The following is a 23,401-nucleotide window of genomic DNA, read 5'->3' as shown; positions in this document are numbered from 1 at the left end:
CCGATGCAGCCTGCGGATCTCCGCCCAGTCCTCCACGCTCAGCACCCCTCTCCACTAGCCCCAAAGGGCTCGAGGTGGGTCCGTTTTCACGCGTCGCCACTGGTCCAGTTTTCAGGCGTCGTCGTCACCTGCGCCGGATCCGGCTGCATGGCCTGCGGAACACCACTGCATCACTGCCCAAGCGGCTCGGCATTACTCCGAGCGGTGCCAAGCAGGTCTCGGGCCCTATCCGCACCTGGGTGACGCCCGAGACGATCCACAGCCTGGGGATACCGCAAGGGACCCTGGAGACTGGCCGTAGATCCAACCCGAGAATCGCCGACCCCAGCCCGAAGGGGGCGTAGGGGGCGGAGCCCCCCACATGAAGGGCTCGGGGGTCGTCCCCCGAAAAACACGGCGCGGGCCACCCGGGAAGGGCGACGTCTACCTGTGTTGCTGTCATCGTTGCTGTCAGTCTGGGAAGTCGCTGCCGTCGTAGTGATCACCCGACCTGAGCAGAGCGGCGATGTACGGATCCCGCTCCCACACGCTGCGTCCATCCGCCCATTGCCCCAGCCACTCGGCCAGGCTGGGCCAACTCTCGTCCTGGTACACGGCGACCATCGGCGAGTCCCGCTCGGGCCAGTCCCAGCCATCCCAGTCGAACAGGTACACGGGGTTCCCGGGCTGCGTCAGCGACACGTACCACCAGACGTTGCACCCGCTGTAGACCAGCGGGAAGCCCAACGGCTCGTTGAGCTCCGGATTCGCGACGTACTCATCAACGGCGGTGTTGTCGTTGGGGGCAAGGTGCCCACTCGGGGTAATCCCCAAGATCCCATATGACGCTCCGAAGCCTCCGTCGGCCACTTCCGTGTAGAGGCGTCTGAGCAGGTCAGGCAGTCGACGGCCCATTCGCTGCTCTGCCGCGAGCAGTTCCGGGACCGTTACCGGCCGATAGGGAGGCTCGTGGGGAGCGTCCTTGAAATACTCGACCGCTTCAGGCGCTCCGGCCTTCAACGCTGCGTCGCTCCCCACCCGCTTACGCATCTTGCGTTTTGCCTCGTCGCCGTACCGCTGTCTGATCCACTCACACGGGACGTAGACATCATCCTGACGTCTAGCCGGGTCGTATGCACGCCGACGGAGTGTCGCGATCAGATCGCTCTCGGACATGCACCGAATCATGGCAGCAATTCGCGCAAGCGAAGGTTCCGCGGGCCTGGTCATCCCGCCTGCCGTCGGCCCACTCTCCGGAGAGCGGGCAAGGCCCCACGGGTCGAGGTGGAGCGCCCCACGTCTGCGTGCGTTGCCGTCATCGTTGCCGTCACTGCCGTCGAAGTTGAGCACCCGCACGACACTTTCGACGGCCGCGAAGACCTCGTCATCAGACGGCGACCGCAACGCTCGCACGTTCTCCTCATAGCGTCTGAGGGCAGCGTCAACGGCGGTGCCGGCTCCCGTCACCGCGATCAGACTCATGGACGCCCCGCCTCAGCGGGTAGCCCCTCTCCCTTACCAGTGCGTCCACACGGTCCCCACCCCGCCGGGTCATCCCCTCTGCCGTCGCTGGGGGCGCGGTTACGGTGATCTCATGTCGACCGATCTGCGTGATGTGGTGTTCCCCGGTCATGAGGTAATGCTGGCCGGTTCCGTGGCTGTTCCCGAGGGGGGTGGGTTCTCTGCGGGTGTGGTCATGGTCGGTGGGTCCGGTGCGTGCGACCGGAACAACGACACGCACTTCCCGCCGATCCGTCGGCACCTGGTGGAGGCCGGAATCGCCGTGCTGTCCTACGACAAACGCGGAGTCGGCGGATCGTCCGGCGAATGGCGTGATGCGACGATGGACGACTTGGCCGCCGACGCGGTCGCCGCAGTGGGTTTCCTCCGCGCACAACCCGGAGTGCAGGCCGATGCCGTGGGGCTGCTGGGGCACAGCGAGGGCGGCTGGGTCGTCCTACGGGCTGCGTCCGTCCGGGACGATGTCCCTTGGGTGATCACGACCGGCTGCCCCGCAATGTCACCTGCGGTACAAGAGCGTCATACTTTGGCCGACGCCTTGGGGCGGGCCGGCACGAATGCGCAGGACGTCGACGGTGTGCTGGCATGCTTCGACCAGCTCATCGAGTCAGGTCGGCGCGATGGCGACTTTGTCGAGGCGACTCGACTCGTCCACTCTTACGGTGAACCGTCCGTGCTCACCGAGTACTGGGCTGGTGTCGACGAGCGTCTATGGGAATTCCTCAAACGCACCCAGGATCACGATCCCTTCCCTGACGTGCTGCGTCTGCCCTGCCCATATCTGGCGACCTTCGGAGGAGCGGATGAGCTCGTATCCGTCGCTGAGAGCATCCGACTCCTCGGTGCTGCGGCCTGCGACCCCGGCCGCCATCCCCGAGCGACACTCACCGTGGAGGTGTACCCCGGCGCAGACCATCGGGTCCGGACCAATGGCGGCACCAGCCTGGCAGACGGTTACCTCACCGCCTTGACCCAGTGGATCAAAGACCGCGTCGACATCGCATCGAACAGGATCATCAGCTGACCTGCCGGCCCCGCGAGGCCGCCCGATCGGCGCGGCCGGAGGGACCGGCGCCATTGTTCGCTTGGCCGTTCGATCATGGCGGTGGAGAGTGACGGCGCGCTCCGACGCCGCCTCGGGCTCATCTCAATGACGCTGGAGCTCTCCAGCGACGGGGACAACAGCAGTCACCGTGAGGGCTGGACAGAGTGGCGGAAGAGCTTTTCGACCACCCGGAACCCCAGCCCGAAGGGGGGCGTGGGGGGCGGAGCCCCCCACATCGGGGGGCTCGGGGGGTCGTCCCCCCGAAAAACACAGCGCGGGCCATCGGGAAGGCGCCTCAGCGCCGACCACGATGACCCGCCTCGCGTGGGCCTAGGTGGACTTGAACCACCGGCCTCATCCTTATCAGGGATGCGCTCTAACCGACTGAGCTATAGGCCCGTGCGGCCGCCCCCGTGTCGAAGGAACCGGGGCGACGTCGAGAAACATACCCGATCGTCGGCCCCAACAGGAAATCGAATCCCGTCCTCCGGGCCGGGAGGCCGCGGTTTTACTGGTCGGCCTCCTTGAGCGTGACCTCCACGCCGCCCACGAGGTCGGCGGCCATGTTGTAGATGACCGACCAGACGGTGGCGAGAGCGGTGATGAGGAGGACGTTGAGGGTGCCGATCAGGGCGGTGTAGCCGAGGATCCGGGCGGCGGAGAACCAGCTGGCGGGGTTCAGGCCGCCGCTGGTCTTGCCCTGCAGATCCTTGATCGTGTTGGTGAGGGCGTCGAAGACGCCGAGCGCCGACAGGATCAGGTAGAGCACGGTGACCGCGACGAACAGGACGAGGAAGCACACCAGCGACATGATGAAGCTGAACTTCATCACCGACCACGGCTCGAACCGGGCGACCTGCAGGTGGGCCTTGCGGGGCGCCTTGCGGCCGGCGGCCTTGCCGGAGGACTTACCGGGCGGGGTGGCGTCTGCGGGGCGCGGGGCGGGCTCCAGGGCGGTGGAGGAGGCGGACCCGTAGGAGGAGGGACCGGTGCTCCCGGCTGTGGAGCCGGCGGAACCGAATCCTGGACTCGTCTTTGGAATGTCCATGGACGTCGTCCTACCCGCGGGGCTGCCGGATTCCCTTGCCGTGGAGGTTCCCGTGGTGGATCCCTCGTCCAGGGAGCTCTTGGAACCCCGGGAGACCAGCCGGTCCTTGCTGCCGGCGGCGTCTCCGGTGGGGTCCGGCTTCTTGGACGGCAGCTTGAGGTCCTGGACGGTGTCCTCGCTGCCGTCCTTCTTGGCGGCCAGGTCGATGACGGTGTCCTCCGCCCGGTCTGCCGGTTCTGCCCCGTTGGCCTTGTCGTCGGTCTTCTTCACCGTCACCTCGTCGGTCGGCGGCTTGTTCGCGGCGCTGGTCCTCTTGCCGGCGCCGCCCTTGCCGCCCTTCCCGGTGGTACGCCCGGAGTCCCCGTCGGCGCCCTTTCCGGCGTTGGCCGTCATATAACCTCCCCGGGGAGGCGACGCACGTCATGACGCGCCACGAGGCGTCTCACGCGTCGCTCCCCTCCCCGGACTCTGTGTCCGGCTCAGCGTCGGTGTCCTCGATGGACTCAACGTTCCTCGCGATGGCTACCACACTGTCCCCATCGGCGAGATTCATTAGGCGTACCCCCATGGTGGAGCGGCCAGACTGCTTGATCTCGGCCGCTCGCGTACGGATGACGCCACCGCTGGCAGTCATGGCGTACACCTCATCCTCAGGCCTGACCATGAGGGCACCGACCAGCCTGCCGCGATTCTCCACGATCTTAGCGGTCAGTACACCCTTCCCCCCACGACCGTGAATCGGGTATTGGTCGGCGGGGGTCCGCTTGGCGTATCCGCCCTCGGTCGCGACCAGCACGTCTTCGCCCTCGCGGACGACGTGCATGTCGAGAACTTCCTGGCCGTCGTCGAACCGCATGCCGATGACGCCGGCGGTGGCGCGGCCCATCGGGCGCAGGACGTCGTCGCGGGCGGGGAAGCGGATGGCCTGCGCGCCGCTGCTCACCATGAGCAGGTCGTCCTCGGGGAAGACCAGGCGGGCGGCGATGACCTCGTCGCCCTCCTCGAGGTTGACGGCGATGAGACCGGCGGAGCGCGGGGAGTCGTACGCCGACAGGGCGGTCTTCTTGACGCGGCCCTGCTTGGTGGCGAGGACGAGGTACGGGGCGACGTCGTAGTCGCGCAGGTCGAGGACCTCGGCGATGCGCTCGTCGGGCTGGAAGGCGAGCAGGTTGGCGACGTGCTGGCCGCGGCCGTCCCGGCCGGCCTCGGGCAGTTCGTACGCCTTGGCGCGGTAGACGCGGCCCTTGTTCGTGAAGAACAGGATCCAGTGGTGGGTCGTCGTCACGAAGAAGTGGTCGACGATGTCGTCCTGCTTGAGCTGCGCGCCGCGTACGCCCTTGCCGCCGCGCTTCTGGGCGCGGTACATGTCGGTCTTGGTGCGCTTGGCGTAGCCGCCGCGGGTGATGGTGACGACGACGTCCTCTTCGGCGATGAGGTCTTCCATCGACACATCGCCCTCGAAGGGGATGATCTGCGTACGACGCTCGTCGCCGAACTTCTCGACGATCGCCTGCAGCTCGTCGCGGACGATCTCGCGCTGCCGCTCGGGCGAGGCGAGGATGTCGTTGTAGTCGGCGATCTCCGCCATGAGCTTGTCGTACTCATCGGTGATCTGCTGGCGCTCCAGGGCGGCCAGCTTGCGCAGCTGCATGTCGAGGATGGCCTGCGCCTGGATCTCGTCGATCTCCAGGAGCTGCATCAGGCCGTTCTGCGCCTCGGCGGCCGACGGCGAGCGCCGGATCAGCGCGATGACCTCTTCGATGCGGTCGAGGGCCTTGAGGAGGCCGCGCAGGATGTGGGCGCGCTCCTCGGCCTTGCGCAGCAGGAAGCGGGTGCGCCGGACGACGACGTCGATCTGGTGGTCGACCCAGTAGCGGACGAACTGGTCGAGGCGGAGCGTACGGGGCACGCCGTCGACCAGCGCGAGCATGTTCGCGCCGAACGTCTCCTGCAGCTGCGTGTGCTTGTACAGGTTGTTCAGGACGACCTTGGCGACCGCGTCGCGCTTGAGGACGATGACGAGCCGCTGGCCGGTGCGGCCCGAGGTCTCGTCCCGTACGTCGGCGACGCCGCTGATCTTGCCTTCCTTGACCTGCTCGGCGATCTTCAGCGCAAGGTTGTCCGGGTTGACCTGGTACGGCAGCTCGGTGACGACGAGACAGGTACGGCCCTGGATCTCCTCGACCTCGACGACCGCGCGCATCGTGATCAGGCCGCGGCCCGTACGGTAGGCGTCCTCGATGCCGCGGCGGCCGACGATCAGGCCGTGCGTGGGGAAGTCAGGGCCCTTGATCCGAGCGATCAGCGCGTCGAGGAGCTCCTCGTCGTTCGCGCCGAAGTTGTCGAGGAACCACTCGACGCCGGCCGCGACCTCGCGCAGGTTGTGCGGCGGGATGTTGGTGGCCATGCCGACCGCGATGCCGGCCGAGCCGTTGACGAGCAGGTTGGGGAAGCGGCTGGGCAGGACGTCGGGCTCCTGGGAGCGCCCGTCGTAGTTCGGCGAGAAGTCGACGGTCTCCTTCTCGATGTCCCGCAGCATCTCCATGGCCAGCGGCGCCATCCGGCACTCGGTGTACCGCATGGCCGCGGCCGGGTCGTTGCCGGGCGAGCCGAAGTTGCCGTTGCCGTCGACGAGGGGGTAGCGCATCGCCCACGGCTGCGCGAGGCGTACGACGGTGTCGTAGATGGAGCTGTCGCCGTGGGGGTGGTAGTTGCCCATGACGTCGCCGACGACGCGGGCGCACTTGAAGTAGCCGCGGTCGGGCCGGTACCCGCCGTCGTACATCGCGTAGAGCACGCGCCGGTGCACGGGCTTGAGGCCGTCGCGGACCTCGGGCAGCGCGCGCGAGACGATGACCGACATCGCGTAGTCGAGATAGCTGCGCTGCATCTCGACCTGGATGTCGACCGGTTCGATCCGGTCGGCCGGGCCTTCCGGCGGCAAGGTAACGTCCGTCACCTGAGAACCTCTTCCGCTGTTGAGTCAGTGGCCGGGTGGCGCCGGGGGTCGGTCCGGCGCCCGAGCGCCGGTCAGATGTCGAGGAAGCGCACGTCCTTGGCGTTGCGCTGGATGAACGAGCGCCGCGCCTCGACGTCCTCGCCCATGAGCACGGTGAACAGCTCGTCGGCCTGGGCGGCGTCGTCGAGCGTGACCTGGAGCAGGACGCGGTTGGCCGGGTCCATGGTGGTGTCCCACAGCTCGCTGGCGTTCATCTCGCCGAGGCCCTTGAACCGCTGGACGCCGTCGCGCGGGCGGGGGTCCCGCTTGCCGGAGGCGATGCCCGCCTCGATGACCGCGTCGCGCTCGCGGTCGGAGTAGGCGTAGTCGGAGTCGTTGCCGCGTGCGTCCCACTTGATCTTGTAAAGCGGCGGCTGGGCGAGGTAGACGTGGCCGGCCTCGACCAGGGGCTTCATGAAGCGGAACAGCAGGGTCAGCAGCAGCGTGCGGATGTGCTGGCCGTCGACGTCGGCGTCGGCCATCAAGATGATCTTGTGGTACCGCAGCTTCTCGATGTCGAACTCGTCGTGGATGCCGGTGCCCAGGGCGGTGATCATCGCCTGGACCTCGTTGTTCTTGAGGACCCGGTCGATGCGGGCCTTCTCCACGTTGAGGATCTTGCCGCGGATCGGGAGGATCGCCTGGTGCATGGCGTCGCGGCCGCCCTTGGCCGAGCCGCCCGCCGAGTCGCCCTCCACGACGTAGATCTCGCACTTGGCCGGGTCGGTCGACTGGCAGTCCGACAGCTTGCCGGGCAGCGAGGTCGACTCCAGCAGGCTCTTGCGGCGCGTGAGGTCGCGCGCCTGCCGGGCGGCGATCCGGGCGCGGGCCGCCTGCGTGGCCTTGTTGATGACCTCCTTGGCCTCACCCGGGTTGCGGTCCAGCCAGTCGCGCAGGTTCTCGTACATCGCGCGCTGGACGAACGACCGCGCCTCGGTGTTGCCGAGCTTGGTCTTGGTCTGGCCCTCGAACTGCGGGTCGGCCAGCTTGATCGAGATGATCGCGGTGAGACCCTCGCGGACGTCCTCACCGGCGAGGTTGTCGTCCTTGCCCTCGCGCAGGAGCTTCTGCTCGCGCGCGTACTTGTTGACGACGGTCGTCAGCGCGGCGCGGAAGCCCTCCTCGTGGGTGCCGCCCTCCGCCGTGTTGATCGTGTTGGCGAAGGTGTGCACCGACTCGGAGTAGGACCCGCTCCACTGCATCGCGACCTCGACCGACATGCCGTCGGTCTCCTCGTTGAACGCGATGACCGACTGGTGGACGGTCTCCTTCTTGGCGTTGATGTAGCGGACGAAGTCCTCGATGCCGCCCTCGTAGTGGTACGTGACCACGCGCGGCTCGCCGTTGATGTGCTCCGGCCGCTCGTCGCGCAGGGTGAGGGACAGGCCCCGGTTGAGGAACGCCATCTCCTGCATGCGCCGGCTGAGCGTCTCGAAGTTCCACTCGAGCGTCTCGAAGATCGACCCGTCCGGCCAGAAGGTGATCGTCGTGCCGGTCTCGTCGGTCGGCTCGCCCTTCTGCAGCGGGCTCTCGGCGCCGCGCCAGGTGTAGGACTGCCGCCACACGTGGCCGTCGGTGCGCACCTCGGCCTCCAGCCGGGTGGACAGGGCGTTCACCACGGCCGAGCCGACGCCGTGCAGACCGCCGGAGACGGCGTACGACTTGCTGTCGAACTTGCCGCCCGCGTGCAGCGTGGTGAGGACCAGCTCGATGGCCGGTCGCTTCTCCACCGGGTGCTCGCCGACGGGGATGCCGCGGCCGTTGTCCTTGACCCGGACGCCGCCGTCGGGCAGCAGCGTCACGTCGATCGTGTCGGCGTAGCCGGCCAACGCCTCGTCCACAGAGTTGTCCACGATCTCGTACACGAGATGGTGGAGGCCGCGCTCTCCAGTGGAACCGATGTACATGCCCGGGCGCTTGCGAACCGCCTCAAGGCCTTCTAGGACAGTGATCGAGCTAGCGTCGTACGCCAAGTGGAGATCCTCCTGCCGGAGGACACGCGCCGTGCAGCTCCCCGTATACACAAGCAGGGCGCCCGATCCACGGGCGGCCCGCAACGGCGATCGTGTCCTGTATCCGGCCTCCATTCTATCCGTCCTGGACCTGTTCTTGGGCCATGTAGCGCGTTCTCAGCGCGCTCAAGCGACGAACAGAGTCGCCTTGAAGTCCCCCTACGGGTCCTGGGGGGTCGTGAGGCGTACGGACGACGAAAACGAAGCGACCCCCGGCTCCGCAAGCCCTGTTCCACAGCCTGTGGACAGACGTCCCTTTTCAGGACGGCGGCCGGGCACCGACGGTCAGGTACGGCGGCGGCCGCCGGTCACCCGCAGCCGGCCGGTGCCGCGCGGCGCCGAGGAGGGGCCGATGACCTTCACCCGCTGTACGGTGCCGTGCCCGAGCTCCTCGTTCAGCCGCTTCACCAGCGGGCCGGACAGCAGGCGCAGCTGCGCCGCCCAGGTGGTGGAGTCCGCCGCCACGACCAGGATCCCGTCCTCGAACGTCTGCGGCTCGGTGTGCTCGGCCAGCTCCGGCCCCACGATCTCCGGCCAGCGCCCGAAGACGCCCCCCACGGCAACGCGCTCCTGCCACCCTCGGGCGGCCAGGAGCTCGCGGATGGCCGGGCCGAACGCCGTCGGGTCGCCGCCGCGCCGGGACGCACCGGGGTTACGGGAGCGCTTCTTTCGGGCCTTCCCGGGCTGGGCGCCGCGCGCCTTCGCGTCGGCCTTCGCCTGCGCGAGGGCCTCCCGTGCCAGTTCGATCCCCGACTTCGGCTTTTCCACAGGCTGTGGATCCCGCTGCTCATCGGACACGGGCGACCTCCCCACTCGAGACCTCGTACGTCGCGCCGCTGAGCCGTTCGGGCACGTCCTCGGGCACGGCAGCGGTGATCAGCACCTGCTCGGCCGGGGCCACCAGCTCGGCGAGGCGGTTGCGGCGGCCGGTGTCGAGCTCGGCGAACACGTCGTCCAGGATCAGCACCGGGTCGTCGCCGTCCGCGCGCAGCAGCTCGTACGACGCGAGGCGCAGCGCGAGGGCGAACGACCAGGACTCGCCGTGGCTGGCGTAACCGCGCGCCGGCAGGTCGCCGAGCTTCAGCAGCAGCTCGTCGCGGTGCGGGCCGACCAGGCTCACTCCGCGCTCCAGCTCGTTCTTGCGCGCCTCGGCCATGCCCGTCAACAGGGCCTCGGCGAGCTGTGCACGGTCTGTGGACAACTCGGGGAGGGCGACCGACGCCCGGTACTCCAGATCGGCCGCGCCGCTGGGGGCGAGCGCGGCGTACGCCTTGGCCACCAGCGGGCCGAGCGCGGCGACCAGCTCCAGGCGGGCGCCGAGGAGCTCCGCGCCCGTACGGGCCAGGTGCGTGTCCCACACGTCGAGGGTGCTCAGCACCTCCGGGCCGGGCGCCCGGCGGTGCTGGGCGGCGGATTTCAACAGGGCGTTGCGCTGCTTGAGGACACGGTCGTAGTCGGAGCGCACGCCCGCGAACCGCGGCGCCCGCACGGTCAGCAGCTCGTCGAGGAACCGTCGCCGCTCCCCGGGATCGCCCTTGACCAGGACCAGGTCCTCGGGCGCGAACAGCACGGTCCGCAGCATTCCCAGCACCTCGCGGGGGCGCTGGACGGGTGACCGGTTCAGCCGGGCGCGGTTGGCCCGGCCCGGGTTGATCTCCAGCTCGATCAGCGCCTTGCGCTCGTCGCGGACGACGCCGGCCCGTACGATCGCCCGCTGCGCGCCGTGCCTGACCAGCGGCGCGTCTGTGGACACGCGGTGGCTGCCGTGCAGCGCGACGTACCCGACGGCCTCGACGAGGTTCGTCTTGCCCTGGCCGTTCGGGCCGAGGAAGGCGCTGATCCCCGGGTCGAGGGCGATCTCCGCGGACTCGTACGACCGGAAGTCCTGCAGCGCGAGATGGGCGACGTACACCCAGACGAGGGTAGGCCCTGTGGACGGCTCCCGCTGCCCGGCCGCACACCGGCCTCGCCGGGCACGGGTGCGGCCGTGGACGGAATGCCGCCGTGGACGACGCCGCCGGCAACGACGCGGTCGTGGACGACGCGGCCGGCTCGCCTCGATCGGCCCCTGCGAGTCCGCGGCGCGGATCACGGCGGGCCGCGGCGGTCGTCCCGCGGCTGGGACGATCCCCGGCCGCTACCAGGAGCCCGGCCCGGTCGTCCCCAGAACGGCCGGGATTTTCCACAGCCCTGTGGATGACCGGGTCCGCGCGCATCTCCGAGCGCCCGGACCCGGACCGCGTCAGGGCTCGGCGTCGCGCCGTAGCGCCCGAGCCCGGCGGCTCAGGACCGCAACGGCCTCGAACGGCAACGCCTCAGGAGCGCGGCGGCACTCGGGGCCGTGGCGGCTCAGGACTGCGGCGGGGCGACGTCCGCGCCGGGGGAGTCGGCGCCCTTCAGCGTCTCCACCGCGTGGCCGCCGAACTGGTTGCGCAGCGCGGCGATCATCTTCATCGCCGGGGAGTCGTCCTGCCGCGAGGCGAACCGCGCGAACAGCGACGCGGTGATGACCGGCAGCGGCACCGCGAGGTCCACGGCCGCCTGCACCGTCCACCGGCCCTCGCCGGAGTCCTGTGCATAACCCTTCAGGTGGGCCAGCTCCGGGTCCTCCTTCAGCGCGCGGTCGGCCAGGTCGAGCAGCCAGGACCGGATGACCGTGCCCTCGCGCCAGCTGCGGAAGGTCTCCGGGACGTTGTTGACGACGCCGCTGGCCTCCAGCAGCTCCCAGCCCTCCGCGAAGGCCTGCATCATGCCGTACTCGATGCCGTTGTGGACCATCTTGGCGAAGTGCCCGGCCCCGACCGCGCCGGCGTGCACGAAGCCGTACTCGCCCTCCGGCTTGAGCGCCTCGAAGATCGGCATGAGCTGCTTGACGTGCTCGTCGTCGCCGCCGACCATCAGCGCGTAGCCGTTCTGCAGGCCCCAGACGCCGCCGCTGACGCCGGCGTCGACGAAGCCGATGCCGCGCTCGGCCAGCAGCTCCGCGTGCTTCTGGTCGTCCTGGTAGTGGGAGTTGCCGCCGTCGACGACGACGTCACCCGCGTCGAGGAGCTCCCTCAGCCGGTCGACCGTCTCCCGGGTCGGCTCGCCGGCGGGCACCATGACCCATACCGCGCGCGGGGCGTTCAGCCGCTGGACCAGCTCCTCCAGGGAGCCGACATCGCTGACCGCCGGGTCACGGTCATAGCCGACGACCGTGTGCCCGGCCTGCTTGATCCGCTTGGCCATGTTGCCGCCCATGCGGCCGAGCCCGATCATCCCGAGTTCCATGAACATCTCCTCAGATGGCGCTCTGTGTCCGTCTGAGCCTAGTTACCCCGCGAATTCAGCTTGACAGCCGGATGGGCATGATCAGGTAGCGGTAGTCCGGGTCGCCCTCGTCGGCGGGCTTGCCGGTGATGACCGCGGGCTTCGTCGACGTCGTCATGGCGAGCCGTGCGACGTCCGACCCGATCGCGCTGAGCCCGTCGAGCAGGAAGTTCGGGTTGAACGCGATGTCGATGTCCTGGCCGTCCAGCGAGGCGCCGAGAACTTCCACAGCCTGTGCATCGTCGCCGCTGCCCGCCTCGAGCACGACCTCGTCCTGCCGGAACGACAGGCGGACCGGGGTGTTCTTCTCCGCGACCAGGCCGACGCGCTTCACGGCCTCGGCGAACGGGCCCGTCTGGATCTCCGCCACGGCCGAGGTCTCCTTGGGCCACAGCGACTGGTACTTCACGAACTCCGCGTCCAGCAGGCGGGTCGTCGTACGGCGGCCGCCGCCCTCGAAGCCGATCATGCCCTCGCCGCTGCCTCCGGCCGCCAGGGCGATCGAGACCTCCGCACCCGAGGTGAGGGACTTGGCGGTGTCGGAGAGCGTCTTGGCGGGCACGAGAGCGACCGCCGAGATGTCGGGCCGCTCCGGCTTCCAGCGGAGCGTACGGACCGCGAGACGGTAGCGGTCGGTGGAGGCCAGGGTCACCGACTCGCCCTCGATCTCCACACGCACGCCGGTGAGCATGGGGAGGGTGTCGTCGCGGCCCGCCGCGATCGCGACCTGGGAGACGGCGGCGGCGAACGCGTCGCTGCCGACCGTGCCCGCCGCCGGCGGCATCTCCGGAAGGCTCGGGTAGTCCTCCACAGGCATGGTGAGGAGTGTGAACTTCGCCGACCCGCACTTCAGCGTGACCTTGGCCCCGTCGGTGGTGATCTCGACGGGGGCGGCGGGCAGGCTGCGGCAGATCTCGGCGAGCAGGCGGCCGGAGACGAGCGCGGTGCCGGGCTCGTCGGCGTCGATGTCCATCGTCATCTGGGCCGAGACCTCGTAGTCGAACGAGGACAGCTTCAGTTGGTCGCCGGCCTCGATGAGCATCCCGGCCAGGACCGGCACGGGAGGCCGGACCGGCAGCGAGCGCGCGGTCCAGGCAACGGCGTCGGCGAGAACGTCTCTCTCGATGCGGAACTTCACTTTGGACCGTCTCCTGAGGTTTTGATCACCTTGTGAGGTGGAACTGAAGAAACCGTACGGGGCGAGCCCGTGGGCCCGCATGCCCCTCTACGTTTTGACTTTCTTTCTTTGTAGATACAAGGAGAGTCATCGTCATAGGGGCCGTGGATACTGTGGAGAAGCCTAGTATCCGCAGGTCAGGCGGCGTTTTCGTATCCACTGCCGGTGTGCATGACCCCTGTGGATCCAGTGGACGCCTGGGGATGACGAGAATCCATCCCCACCTCGTCCACCGCCTGTCCCCACGTCATCCACCGTTTCTCCCCTCTGTTCCACAGGGTTGTCCACCGTGATCCATCCACAGGTTTTTCCCCACCCTGTGTAATCCACGATCTCGGGATAACCGCTGTGCATCGCCTGTGGACGTCTGTGGACGGCTGGGGACAACCCGGCCGGAGAGCCGTGGATCCCCGCGACATATCGCCCAACCCGCCATGGATCGCTGGGGACAACTCAGGCACCGCCGTTGCGCGCCTGCTGCTTGATGCGGTTCGTCAGCTCGGTGACCTGGTTGTAGATCGGCCGCTTCTCCGCCATCAGCTTGCGGATCTTCTTCTCCGCGTGCATGACCGTCGTGTGGTCACGGCCGCCGAACTGCTGCCCGATCTTCGGCAGCGACAGGTCCGTCAGCTCCCGGCACAGGTACATCGCGATCTGCCGGGCCGTCACCAGCACCCGCGAGCGCGACGGCCCGCACAGCTGCTCCATGTCGATCCCGAAGTACGTCGCCGTCTGCGCCATGATCGTCGCCGCGGTGATCTCGGGCCCGCTGTCGTTGGGGATGAGGTCCTTCAGCACGATCTCGGCGAGCTGCAGATCCACCGACTGGCGGTTCAGGCTGGCGAACGCCGTCACACGGATCAGCGCGCCCTCCAGCTCCCGGATGTTCGTCGAGATCTTCGAGGCGATGTACTCCAGCACCTCCGGCGGCGCGACCAGGCCCTCCTGCACCGCCTTCTTGCGCAGGATCGCGATGCGGGTCTCCAGCTCGGGCGGCTGCACGTCGGTGATCAGGCCCCACTCGAACCGGTTGCGAAGCCGGTCCTCCAGCGTCACCAGCTGCTTCGGCGCGCGGTCGCTGGAGATCACGATCTGCTTGTTCGCGTTGTGGAGGGTGTTGAAGGTGTGGAAGAACTCCTCCTGCGTCTGCTCCTTGTTCTCCAGGAACTGGATGTCGTCGACGAGGAGGATGTCGACGTCCCGGTAGCGGCGGCGGAAGTTGTCCGCCTTGCCGTCCCGGATCGCGTTGATGAAGTCGTTGGTGAACTCCTCCGAGCTCACGTACCGCACCCGCGCCCCGTTGAAGAGGCTCTGGGCGTAGTGGCCGATCGCGTGCAGCATGTGCGTCTTGCCGAGGCCGGAGTCGCCGTAGATGAACAGCGGGTTGTACGCCTTGGCCGGCGCCTCCGCCACCGCGACGGCCGCCGCGTGCGCGAACCGGTTGGACGAGCCGATCACGAACGTGTCGAAGGTGTACTTCGGATTCAGCCGCGCGGGCTCGCTCGTCTTCTCGGCCGGGTCCGACGACGGGCGGGACTGCCACCCGCCTCCGGGCACGGCACCGGGCGTCGGCACGAACGGGTCGCGGCGGCCGCCCGGGACGTTCGGCAGGCCCGGCTGGTCGGGGCGGCGCTGCGGGTCCGGTGAGTACGGTCCGCCCGGACCCCCGGGGCCGCCCGGCCCTCCAGGGCCGCCGGGACCGGCCGGCGCGCCGTACTGGTCGCGGTAGGCGTCGCCGCGGTAGGGGCCGCCGCCGTACTGCTGGTCCGCGCGGTACCGGTCGGAGCCGTACCGCTCGCCGCCGTACTGGTCATTGCCGTACGGCGCGGTCCCCCGCTCCCCGTACCCGCCGGCACCCGGCCCCGGGGCGCCGCCCGGGTCACCGTATCCACCGGCGTTCGGGCCGCCCGGGTTCGGGCCTGCGGGGTTCGGGCCGCCGGGGGGCTGCGCGTCACCGTACGCGGCGCCGCCCGGGTCACCGTACGGTGCGACGCCGGGGTCGCCGTACGGAGTGGGGCCCGGATCGCCGTACGAGGCGGGGACCGGATCGCCGTATCCGCCCGGGTCGCCGGACGGTCCGCGCGTCGTGAACCGCGGGCCGTCGAGGCGGTACCCGCCGGGGCCGTGGGACGGCTGCTCGTGATCGGTCTCCGGCTCCGCGGGGACCTGGCGCTCGGCGGACGGCGACGGGTCCGGCTGCACGGTGACCACCACGCGGATGTCCCGGCCGAGCTGGGCGGACAGCACCTCGGTGATGAACGGGTGCAGGCGATTCTCCAGAACCTCCTTGGCGAACTCGTTCGGCGTCGCGAGCAGCGCGGTGTCCTCGACCAGGGCCAGCGGCCGGGTCATGGAGAGCCAGGCGCGGTGCTGCGGGGGCAGATCGGTGGGCAGGGCCTCCAGGGCTCTCGTCCACACGAGCGCAAGATCCAGCCCGTCCATATCCTGGTTCCCTCCCTCGAAGCGGCCGGCGCCCGGCAGCGGGCGTTGTCCTCCCGCGAAACGTCAGACGAACACTCTCTCACGCGTCATCCACAGGGTTGTCCACAACTTGTGCACAAGCCCCGGCGTTATTGGGGATATGTGTGTTCGGTTTGACCGGAGGGCGGCGCAGACCGTAACGTACGACGGTCGAGTCGCATCGACGGCGGTGCTGCGCGCCCGCAGGTCGTCCGGTCCCTTCGCGGGGTCACGGCGCCCGATGCGACACCCGCACGTTGACCGCAGCACCCCACTGGAGTCTCGAGTGAGCAAGCGTACGTACCAGCCGAACAACCGCCGCCGGCACAAGAAGCACGGCTTCCGGCTTCGTATGCGCACCCGTGCGGGGCGGGCGATCCTGTCGTCGCGCCGCCGCAAGGGCCGCGCCCAAGTCGCGGTCTGAGTAGCGGCGGCTGTGCTGCCGTCCGGACACCGGATGCGGCGGCGAGAAGAGTTCACCTCGGCCGTTCGGCGCGGCGATCGTGCCGGACGGCCTAATCTCGTTCTTCACCTGCAGTTCCGGGATGACGTCGACGAACCCGCCCGTGTCGGTTTCACCGTCGGCCGCCAGGTCGGCGTGGCCGTCGTCCGCAACCGGGTTCGTCGCAGGCTCCGGCACATCGTGCGAGAACACCTGCATCGCCTCGCACCGGGTAGCCTGCTTGTCGTGCGGGCCAACGCGAAGGCGGCGACCGCACGCCACGAGGAACTCGCCGCGGATCTCGACGCGGCACTCGACCGGCTCCTGCGGCGACAGGTCAAGAGGCGGACATGACGGACAAGCCGACGCTCGCGGCTCGGGCCCTGATGGTGCCCATCGTCTTCTATCGTCGGTTCATCAGCCCGCTCCTCGGCCCGGTCTGCCGCTACCAGCCGACCTGCAGCGCCTACGCACTGGAGGCGCTTCGCACCCACGGCGCCCTCCGCGGATGCTGGCTGGCGGTGCGTCGCATCGCCCGCTGCCACCCCTTCCACGCCGGCGGATACGACCCCGTCCCGCCGCGGAAGGGCCGAGCACCACAAGACCTCACGCCGCGCGAGAGCGGCACTGTTTCGGAGAGCACATAGGAGCCAGCCGGTGAGTCTCAGCTTCCTCAGTCCGCTGTTCGAGGCCGTAGCGTGGGTGATCGTACAGATCCACGCCGGCCTGAGCCTGATCTTCCCGGCGGACAGCGGATGGGCGTGGGGCCTGTCGATCTTCCTGCTGACCGTCCTCATGCGGATCATCATCTTCCCGCTGTTCGTCAAGCAGATCCACGCGTCCCGCAAGATGCAGGAACTGCAGCCGCAGGTGCAGGCGCTGCGCAAGAAGTACAAGAAGGACAAGCAGCGCCTCAACCAGGAGATGATGAAGCTCTACCAGGAGGCGGGCGCCAACCCGCTGTCCGGGTGCCTTCCGCTCGTGGTGCAGTTCCCCATCTTCATCTCGCTGTACAACGTGCTGCGCGCGATCTCCACGGCGAAGCCCGGCGAGTCGAAGTACGGCGTCTCGGCCAAGCTGATCTACAGCGCCCAGCACGCCCACATCTTCGGCGCGCACATCCCCTCGACGTTCAAGGACGCCTTCTCCAGCGGCCACGTCGGCGCGATGATCGTCACCGGTGCCGCCGTCGTGATCAGCTCGACGACCACGTTCTTCACGATGAAGTCGAGCGTCGGCCGGTCGATGCAGAGCATGACGGCCGACAACCCGATGATGCAGTCGCAGAAGTACCTGGTGTACCTCTCGCCGCTGTTCGGCCTCTTCGGTCTCACGCTGCCGCTGGGCGTTCTGATCTACTGGGTCACCACCAACTCCTGGACCCTGGCCCAGTCGCACTACGTGTACAAGAAGTACCCGATGCCGAAGCCCGGTGCTGAGGGCAACGGCGCCGCGGCCGCCAAGCCGGCCGCCGGGACCAAGACCGGGACCGCCAAGACCACCGCCGCCAAGGCGGGCACCGCGAAGACCACCCGGACCGCGGTCAGGAACGGCGCCGCGAAGCCGGCGACGGGCAACGCGCTCGTGGGTAAGGCGAAGAAGAAGGAGCCGGAGGCGGAGGAGCCGGTGGAGCCGGTGGACGACACGCCGAAGACCGTACGGCACCAGCCGTCACGCCAGTCGCGGAGCAAGAGGAAGCGATAGCGTGACTTCCCAGTCCAGCCGCAGCACGCAAGAGGAGCCCGGAGTGAGCCAAGCCGAAGCCGAGACCGAGGAGACCGCGAAGGTCGACATCAAGGCGCTCGAGCAGGAAGGTGAGATCGCGGCGGATTACATCGAGGGCCTGCTGGACATCGCCGACCTCGACGGCGACATCGACATGGACGTCGAGGGCGAGCGGGCGCTGGTGTCCGTCGTCGGCGCCACGCTGGACGAGCTCGTCGGCCGCAAGGGCGAGGTGCTGGAGGCGCTCCAGGAGCTGACCCGTCTCGCGGTGCACCGCCAGACGGGGGAGCGGAGCCGGCTCATGCTCGACGTCGGCGGCTTCCGCGAGCGCCGCCGGTCGGAGCTGTCCAAGCTCGGCACCGAGGTCGGTGAAGAGGTCAAGCGCACCGGGGAGCCCAAGGCCCTGTCGCCGATGACGCCGTTCGAACGCAAGGTCGTCCACGACGCGATCGCCGCCATGGGCCTGCGCAGCGAGTCGGAGGGCGAGGAGCCCAACCGGTACGTCGTGGTCTACGCCGAATAACCCGCCGGCCGCCGCCGAGCCCGGCGACGCGCCGGGCCGAGCGAACGCCGCACCTGGCTGGACGAACGGACCGGCCCGCGCAGCCGGCCACAAGCCGAGAGGCCCCGCCACTCACGGAGTGGTGGGGCCTCTGTCTGTTCTGACTGGGATGCGGCCGGTCAGCCCACGGCGGGTCGTGTCGGCTTATTCCGGCTCATACCTCGTGACGTCGCGGCGGCCTCCCGAGATGGGCCGTGGGCGGACAGGGGACTCCGCGCGCTGGGCGGGCTCTCGGACGACGACCGTGGGGCTCTCCTCCTGGGTGACGAACACCGGGTCGTCCTCGACGATCTGCGCGACCTGGCGGCGGCGGCGCGGACGCGTGTAGGCGAAGGTGATGGCCAGCCACGCGGCGCCGACGAACATCAGGATCCATCCGATCATCTGGATGTCGATCCCGCTGACGTGGAAATTGAAGGCGAAGGCGAGGATCGCTCCGATCGCGATGAACGCCAGGCCCGTTCCGATGCCCATCTGAGACGGCTCCTTCCGGGGATGGATCGGCCAGCGGGAGACGTACCCGGTCCACGCGAGATATGCACAGGGCCGCAGTTTCCTTATGAGGAAGGGGAGCCGACCTGCGGCGACCTCGATTCTTCGGAGCGGATCGAGCCGAGCGGACCAGGCTCCGAGGATCCATCCGAACGGGTACGGACCGAGTCCGCACCCGCCGGCAACCCGGCACGAGCAGCCGGGGGCGTCCGCCGGGAATCCGGTACGAGCGGCCGGCGCGTGCCCCGGGAATCCGGTACGAGCGGCCGGGCGTGGTCCGGGAAACTCGGTGTGGGCGGCCGGGAGCGTCCGCCGGGAACCCGGTACGAGCGGCCGGGACGTGGTCCGGGGACTCGGTGAGGACGCGCCGGGGGCTTTGGCCGGGGACCCGTATGAGTGGGCGCGGACGCCTGGTGGAAATCCGGTACGGGGTGGCGCGGGGTGCCTGCCCCGTACCGCGTTCGCGGTCCTCCGCGTCCTTTCTGCTTGATTAGCGGGACATTCCGCGACGCGGGGTCGTGTCCGGGCTTCAACCGGTTGAATCCGCGCTTCGCCGCGCCGTGCTCCTCGGGGTTCTGCGCACCTCTCGGTACGGCGATCGTGGCCGACGTGTCGCCGACCGTGCGGGTCGGCGTTTCCGGGAGGCCATGCGATGTGGAAGCATTCCATCACTGTGGGGACCCATACGACGTTTCTGAGCCGCTGAGCCATGGCACTACTTCCTGCGCCGTCGATCGCCCGCGAGATCTTCGCCGACGCGCTGCCTTCCGCCGAGAGATACGCCGAGTTCCTCGCCGGTCCCGGAGTCGAACGCGGACTCATCGGGCCGCGGGAGGTCGATCGCCTGTGGGAGCGGCACCTGCTCAACTGCGCCGTGATGGCGGAGGTGATCCCGGCCGACGCGACCGTCGTCGACATCGGCTCGGGCGCGGGACTGCCGGGACTCGTGCTGGCCATCGCCCGTGCGGATCTGTCGATGACGCTCCTCGAGCCCCTCCTTCGCCGGACCGTGTTCCTGCAGGAATGCGTCGACCTTCTCGGGCTGCCCAACGTGGAGGTCCGCCGGGCCCGCGCGGAAGAGGTCGCCGAGGAGTTCGCCGTCGACGTCGTCACGGCCCGGGCGGTGGCGCCGCTGGAGCGGCTGGTGGGCTGGGCGCTCCCCCTGCTGCGGCCGGGCGGCGAGCTCCTGGCGCTGAAGGGCGAGCGCGCGGCGGCCGAACTCGAGCAGGCGGGCGGGATTCTGAGTGAATTCGGCGTTCGCGACGCGGAGGTCCTCCAGGTGGGTCACGGTAAAGTCGAGCCTCCGGCGACGATCGTCCGTGTCGTCGCCGGCAAGGCTCCGCGACCTTCGGGGAAACGGACGAGTTCTCGTCGCGGCGGGCGCCGGCGCGGCGAACGAAAGAGGTGACGAGCCTTGACGACAGCAGAGGGTTTGGGCTGGCCGGACCACGCGGGAGCGTCTTCACGGCAATCCTCCGGACTCGGCTGGCCGGGTGCGTCGGCGGCCGCACCTCCGTCCGCGAGGGCGGCGGCAGGCGTGGCGGGGTCGACGATCCCGCCCGCGACGGTTTCTCCAGAGGCGGTGGCGCCCTCAGAGCCGGTGACGCACCCAGATCCGGTGACGCCTCCGGAGTCGGTGACGCCTCCGGCCGCCGAGCCTGCGGAGGCGCCCGTCTCTCCGTCGGAGCGGACCGCCGCCTCCGTAGTTGACGAGCAGGCGGTCGAGACCGCCACCGCGAAGACCCCGCCCGCTGTCGATCCTGTCAATGAGACGTCGCAACGTGTCCCGGTCCATGGGGAGTCGAAGTTGGTAAGTGAGGCACTCAAGTCGGCCGATGTTTCACGTGAAACAGCGCAGCCGATGGTGCGGGCGACGGCGGCCGCGTTCAAGGCGGTCGCGAAGCGGGATGAGAAGGAATGGCCGAGGCCGCCTAAGTGCCGCATCATCACGATCGCCAACCAGAAGGGCGGCGTCGGGAAGACGACGAGCACGGTGAACCTGGCGGCCGCTCTGGCCATGCACGGCTCACGGGTGCTCGTGATCGACCTCGACCCGCAGGGGAACGCGTCGACCGCCTTGGGCGTCGAGCACCACGCCGACATCCCCTCCGTGTATCACGTCATCCTTGAGGGCGGACCGTTCGAGGACATCGTCGTTCCGGCCGAGGGGCTGCCCAATCTCTACTGCGCGCCGGCCACGCTGCACCTGGCGGGCGCGGAGGTCGACCTCGTGCCGATGGTGGCGCGAGAAGGCCGGTTGCGCCGCGCGCTGGAGGCGTACGACACCGGCAAGTTCGACTACGTGCTCATCGACTGCCCGCCGTCGCTGGGCCTGCTCACCGTCAATGCCCTGACGGGCGCCGACGAGCTGCTCATCCCCATTCAGACGGAGTACTACGCGCTCGAGGGTCTCACGCAGCTCCTGCACACGGTGGACCTCGTCCGGCAGCACCTGAACCCGAACCTCGCCGTGTCGACGATCCTCCTGACGATGTACGACGCGCGGACCCGTCTGGCTGCGCAGGTCGCGGACGAGGTGCGGAGCCACTTCGGCGACCTCGTGCTCAGCACGGTCATCCCCCGGAGCGTCCGGGTCTCCGAAGCGCCCAGTTACGGCGAGTCGGTGCTGACCTATGATCCGAGTTCCAGCGGTGCGCTCGCCTACACGGAGGCGGCCCGCGAGATGGCCTACCGGGGCGCGGAGACCGGTGCATGATGAGCAGCAGGGCGCCGGGGCGCGTCAGGGCCTCGGTCGCGATGGGTGACGCTTCACAGCGACGTAGTGCTAGGGAAGGTACGAAGTGAGCCAGCCACGCCGGGGTCTGGGTAAGGGACTGGGCTCGTTGATCCCGACGGCGCCCGCACAGCCGGCGTCGCCGTCGACCGCCGACTCGGGCCGGTCCGACGGTGTGCCCCAGCCGCAACCGGTGGCGGGCGCGCACTTCGCCGAGGTGCCGATCTCGGAGATCACCCCGAACCGGCGGCAGCCACGGGAGACCTTCGACGAGGCCGCGTTGGAGGAGCTCGCCGCCTCGATCAGAATCGTCGGCCTCCTTCAGCCGGTCGTCGTCCGCGAGCTCGGCCCGAACCGCTACGAGCTCATCATGGGCGAGCGGCGGCTGCGTGCTTCCAAGATGGCGGAGCTGGAGAAGATCCCGGCGATCGTCCGGGACACCGGCGACGACGACATGCTGCGCGACGCTCTCATGGAGAACCTCCACCGGCAGCAGCTCAACGCGCTGGAAGAGGCTGCCGCGTACCGGCAGCTGCTCGACGACTTCGGCGCGACGCACGAAGAGCTGGCCGTCCGGATCGGGCGCTCCCGGCCGCACATCACCAATACGCTGCGGCTACTGAACCTGCCCCCCGTCGTCCAGCGGCGCGTCGCCGCCGGCGTCCTCAGTGCCGGGCACGCGCGGGCGCTCCTCAGCCTGGAGAGCGCCGAACAGCAGGAGTACCTGGCGAAGCGGATCGTGGAGGAAGGGCTCTCGGTCCGGGCCGTCGAAGAGCTGATCACTCTCGGCGAGGTCGGCGAGACGAAGAAGGCGGCTCGGCAGAAGGCGCCGAACCGGCCGGAGAATCCTCGCATCCGGGAGCTGGCCTCTGAGCTGTCGGAGCTCTACGAGACCAAGGTGCGGGTCGACCTGGGCCAGCGCAAGGGCAAGATCGTGGTCGAGTTCGCCACGCTCGAGGACCTGGAGCGGATCGTCGACGCGATGACGCCGGACAGTCGTCCGCGCGCCTAGCTCCGTCCAGACGGCTGGTTTCACGTGAAACATCGACCATCCGTTCACGAAGTGGTGGGTTGAACTAAAGCTCTAAGCTCCCGCTGAGCGGGAATAGGTCTCGGGGAATGAAGGCGCTCCGCCCACGAAGGGGGCCTGGCCGGTGTCGCGTCGTCTGGTGAACATCACGCTCGACAATCTTGACGATCTGCCATCGCGGTGTCGCAGCTGCGTGTTCTGGGAGCTCGATCCGGTGAGCATGCAGCGAGCCGAGGACTGCGGTAACACGGAGCTGGAGAAGGAGGCGTGGATCTCCGCCACGCTCCTCGAATGGGGGAGCTGCGGCAAGATCGTGTACGTCGACGGCGTGCCCGCGGGCTACGTCCTCTTCGCGCCACCGCTGTACGTCCCGCGCTCCGTCGCCTTTCCGACGAGCCCGGCGAGCGCCGACGCCGCTCTCCTGATGACCGCGCACATCGTGCCGGAGTTCCAGGGCGGCGGGCTCGGGCGGATGCTCGTCCAGGGAGTCGCCAAGGATCTGACCCGACGAGGGATCCGGGCGATCGAGGCCTTCGGCGATCTCAAATGGGAGAAGCCCGGCTGCGTCCTGCCGGCCGAGTACATGCTGGCGGTCGGTTTCAAGACCGTACGGCCGCACCATCGGTACCCGCGCCTACGGCTCGAGCTGAAGTCCGCCATTTCGTGGCGCGAGGACGTCGAGGTCGCGTTGGAACGACTCCTCGGCTCCATGTCCCCGGAAGGTGCCCTCCGGCCCGTCTGACGGCCTCTCACGCCCGTCGCCGACCCCGCCTCCCGATCGCCGCCCCTGCCGGTCCACCCGCCGTGGACCCACCTGGGCTGGCGGCCCGCCGCCGGTCCCTCCGGGCCGCCCGCCCGGCACCGGCC

The 23,401-nt window shown here is 69.1% G+C and carries 20 protein-coding genes and 1 tRNA gene; 10 read left to right on the top strand and 11 right to left on the bottom strand.

Annotated elements, in window-relative coordinates:
* Positions 1 to 450 precede the first annotated feature (450 nt).
* Positions 451 to 1,461, bottom strand: coding sequence for a hypothetical protein (locus NE234_RS17305; protein WP_252781314.1), 1,011 nt, complete (start codon positions 1,459 to 1,461; stop codon positions 451 to 453).
* A gap of 112 nt (positions 1,462 to 1,573) precedes the next feature.
* On the opposite strand from NE234_RS17305, the gene NE234_RS17300 reads away from it, so the two are divergent.
* Positions 1,574 to 2,524, top strand: coding sequence for an alpha/beta hydrolase family protein (locus tag NE234_RS17300; protein WP_252781313.1), 951 nt, complete (start codon positions 1,574 to 1,576; stop codon positions 2,522 to 2,524).
* A 346-nt stretch (positions 2,525 to 2,870) separates the two neighbouring features.
* On the opposite strand, the gene NE234_RS17295 is transcribed toward NE234_RS17300, so the two are convergent.
* The 9 genes from NE234_RS17295 to dnaA all read right to left on the bottom strand — a co-directional run bounded on the left by NE234_RS17295 (position 2,871) and on the right by dnaA (position 15,531).
* A tRNA-Ile gene (locus NE234_RS17295) sits at positions 2,871 to 2,944 on the bottom strand.
* Between the two features lie 109 nt (positions 2,945 to 3,053).
* Positions 3,054 to 3,986, bottom strand: coding sequence for a DUF3566 domain-containing protein (locus NE234_RS45335; RefSeq protein WP_308206899.1), 933 nt, complete (start codon positions 3,984 to 3,986; stop codon positions 3,054 to 3,056).
* Positions 3,987 to 4,035: 49 nt separating this feature from the next.
* Positions 4,036 to 6,552, bottom strand: coding sequence for a DNA gyrase subunit A (gene gyrA / locus NE234_RS17285; RefSeq protein WP_308206898.1), 2,517 nt, complete (start codon positions 6,550 to 6,552; stop codon positions 4,036 to 4,038).
* Between the two features lie 71 nt (positions 6,553 to 6,623).
* Positions 6,624 to 8,564, bottom strand: a complete 1,941-nt coding sequence (gene gyrB, locus NE234_RS17280; RefSeq protein ID WP_256528864.1) for a DNA topoisomerase (ATP-hydrolyzing) subunit B — start codon at positions 8,562 to 8,564, stop codon at positions 6,624 to 6,626.
* Between the two features lie 324 nt (positions 8,565 to 8,888).
* Positions 8,889 to 9,401: a DUF721 domain-containing protein gene (locus NE234_RS17275; RefSeq protein ID WP_252781312.1), complete on the bottom strand. Its 513-nt coding sequence runs from the start codon at positions 9,399 to 9,401 to the stop codon at positions 8,889 to 8,891.
* Positions 9,391 to 10,515, bottom strand: coding sequence for a DNA replication/repair protein RecF (gene recF / locus NE234_RS17270; RefSeq protein ID WP_252781311.1), 1,125 nt, complete (start codon positions 10,513 to 10,515; stop codon positions 9,391 to 9,393). The genes NE234_RS17275 and recF overlap by 11 nt, the downstream gene beginning before the upstream one ends.
* 437 nt (positions 10,516 to 10,952) lie before the next feature.
* Positions 10,953 to 11,873, bottom strand: a complete 921-nt coding sequence (gene gnd, locus NE234_RS17265; protein ID WP_252781310.1) for a phosphogluconate dehydrogenase (NAD(+)-dependent, decarboxylating) — start codon at positions 11,871 to 11,873, stop codon at positions 10,953 to 10,955.
* Positions 11,874 to 11,928: 55 nt separating this feature from the next.
* The gene (dnaN, locus tag NE234_RS17260; RefSeq protein WP_252781309.1) at positions 11,929 to 13,050 is read right to left on the bottom strand and encodes a DNA polymerase III subunit beta; all 1,122 of its coding nucleotides are present in this window, start codon (positions 13,048 to 13,050) and stop codon (positions 11,929 to 11,931) included.
* Between the two features lie 492 nt (positions 13,051 to 13,542).
* Entirely contained in the window at positions 13,543 to 15,531 is a 1,989-nt protein-coding gene (gene dnaA / locus NE234_RS17255) for a chromosomal replication initiator protein DnaA (RefSeq protein ID WP_252781308.1), read from the bottom strand.
* Positions 15,532 to 15,835: 304 nt separating this feature from the next.
* On the opposite strand from dnaA, the gene rpmH reads away from it, so the two are divergent.
* The 5 genes from rpmH to NE234_RS17230 are packed head-to-tail and all read left to right on the top strand — an operon-like array spanning position 15,836 to position 18,239.
* On the top strand, positions 15,836 to 15,973 hold the full coding sequence (gene rpmH / locus NE234_RS17250; RefSeq protein ID WP_252781307.1) for a 50S ribosomal protein L34: 138 nt from the start codon (positions 15,836 to 15,838) through the stop codon (positions 15,971 to 15,973).
* 33 nt (positions 15,974 to 16,006) lie between these two features.
* Positions 16,007 to 16,345, top strand: a complete 339-nt coding sequence (gene rnpA, locus NE234_RS17245) for a ribonuclease P protein component (RefSeq protein WP_252781306.1) — start codon at positions 16,007 to 16,009, stop codon at positions 16,343 to 16,345.
* On the top strand, positions 16,342 to 16,638 hold the full coding sequence (gene yidD, locus NE234_RS17240) for a membrane protein insertion efficiency factor YidD (RefSeq protein WP_252781305.1): 297 nt from the start codon (positions 16,342 to 16,344) through the stop codon (positions 16,636 to 16,638). The genes rnpA and yidD overlap by 4 nt, the downstream gene beginning before the upstream one ends.
* A gap of 10 nt (positions 16,639 to 16,648) precedes the next feature.
* Entirely contained in the window at positions 16,649 to 17,695 is a 1,047-nt protein-coding gene (gene yidC, locus NE234_RS17235) for a membrane protein insertase YidC (RefSeq protein ID WP_252781304.1), read from the top strand.
* Between the two features lie 43 nt (positions 17,696 to 17,738).
* Positions 17,739 to 18,239 (top strand): Jag family protein, encoded by a 501-nt coding sequence (locus NE234_RS17230; RefSeq protein ID WP_252781303.1) that lies wholly within the window; start codon positions 17,739 to 17,741, stop codon positions 18,237 to 18,239.
* Positions 18,240 to 18,422: 183 nt separating this feature from the next.
* Here NE234_RS17230 and NE234_RS17225 read toward each other — a convergent pair whose 3' ends face one another.
* Complete coding sequence (locus tag NE234_RS17225) at positions 18,423 to 18,752, bottom strand: DUF6458 family protein (protein WP_252781302.1); 330 nt, start codon at positions 18,750 to 18,752, stop codon at positions 18,423 to 18,425.
* A 727-nt stretch (positions 18,753 to 19,479) separates the two neighbouring features.
* Between NE234_RS17225 and rsmG the strand changes: the two genes are divergently transcribed.
* From rsmG to NE234_RS17205, 4 genes are all read left to right on the top strand, one after another.
* Positions 19,480 to 20,178 (top strand): 16S rRNA (guanine(527)-N(7))-methyltransferase RsmG, encoded by a 699-nt coding sequence (rsmG, locus tag NE234_RS17220; protein ID WP_252781301.1) that lies wholly within the window; start codon positions 19,480 to 19,482, stop codon positions 20,176 to 20,178.
* Between the two features lie 453 nt (positions 20,179 to 20,631).
* Complete coding sequence (locus NE234_RS17215; protein ID WP_252781300.1) at positions 20,632 to 21,486, top strand: ParA family protein; 855 nt, start codon at positions 20,632 to 20,634, stop codon at positions 21,484 to 21,486.
* A gap of 85 nt (positions 21,487 to 21,571) precedes the next feature.
* Positions 21,572 to 22,516 (top strand): ParB/RepB/Spo0J family partition protein, encoded by a 945-nt coding sequence (locus NE234_RS17210; protein WP_252781299.1) that lies wholly within the window; start codon positions 21,572 to 21,574, stop codon positions 22,514 to 22,516.
* A gap of 238 nt (positions 22,517 to 22,754) precedes the next feature.
* Positions 22,755 to 23,276: a GNAT family N-acetyltransferase gene (locus tag NE234_RS17205; RefSeq protein ID WP_252781329.1), complete on the top strand. Its 522-nt coding sequence runs from the start codon at positions 22,755 to 22,757 to the stop codon at positions 23,274 to 23,276.
* The last annotated feature ends 125 nt before the right edge of the window (positions 23,277 to 23,401 follow it).

Origin of the sequence: Actinoallomurus rhizosphaericola, assembly GCF_024055675.1 — a bacterium.
Lineage (GTDB): Bacteria > Actinomycetota > Actinomycetes > Streptosporangiales > Streptosporangiaceae > Actinoallomurus > Actinoallomurus soli.
Note: the sequence above shows the minus strand (reverse complement) of the source record. Positions and strands in the feature narration are given on the sequence as shown.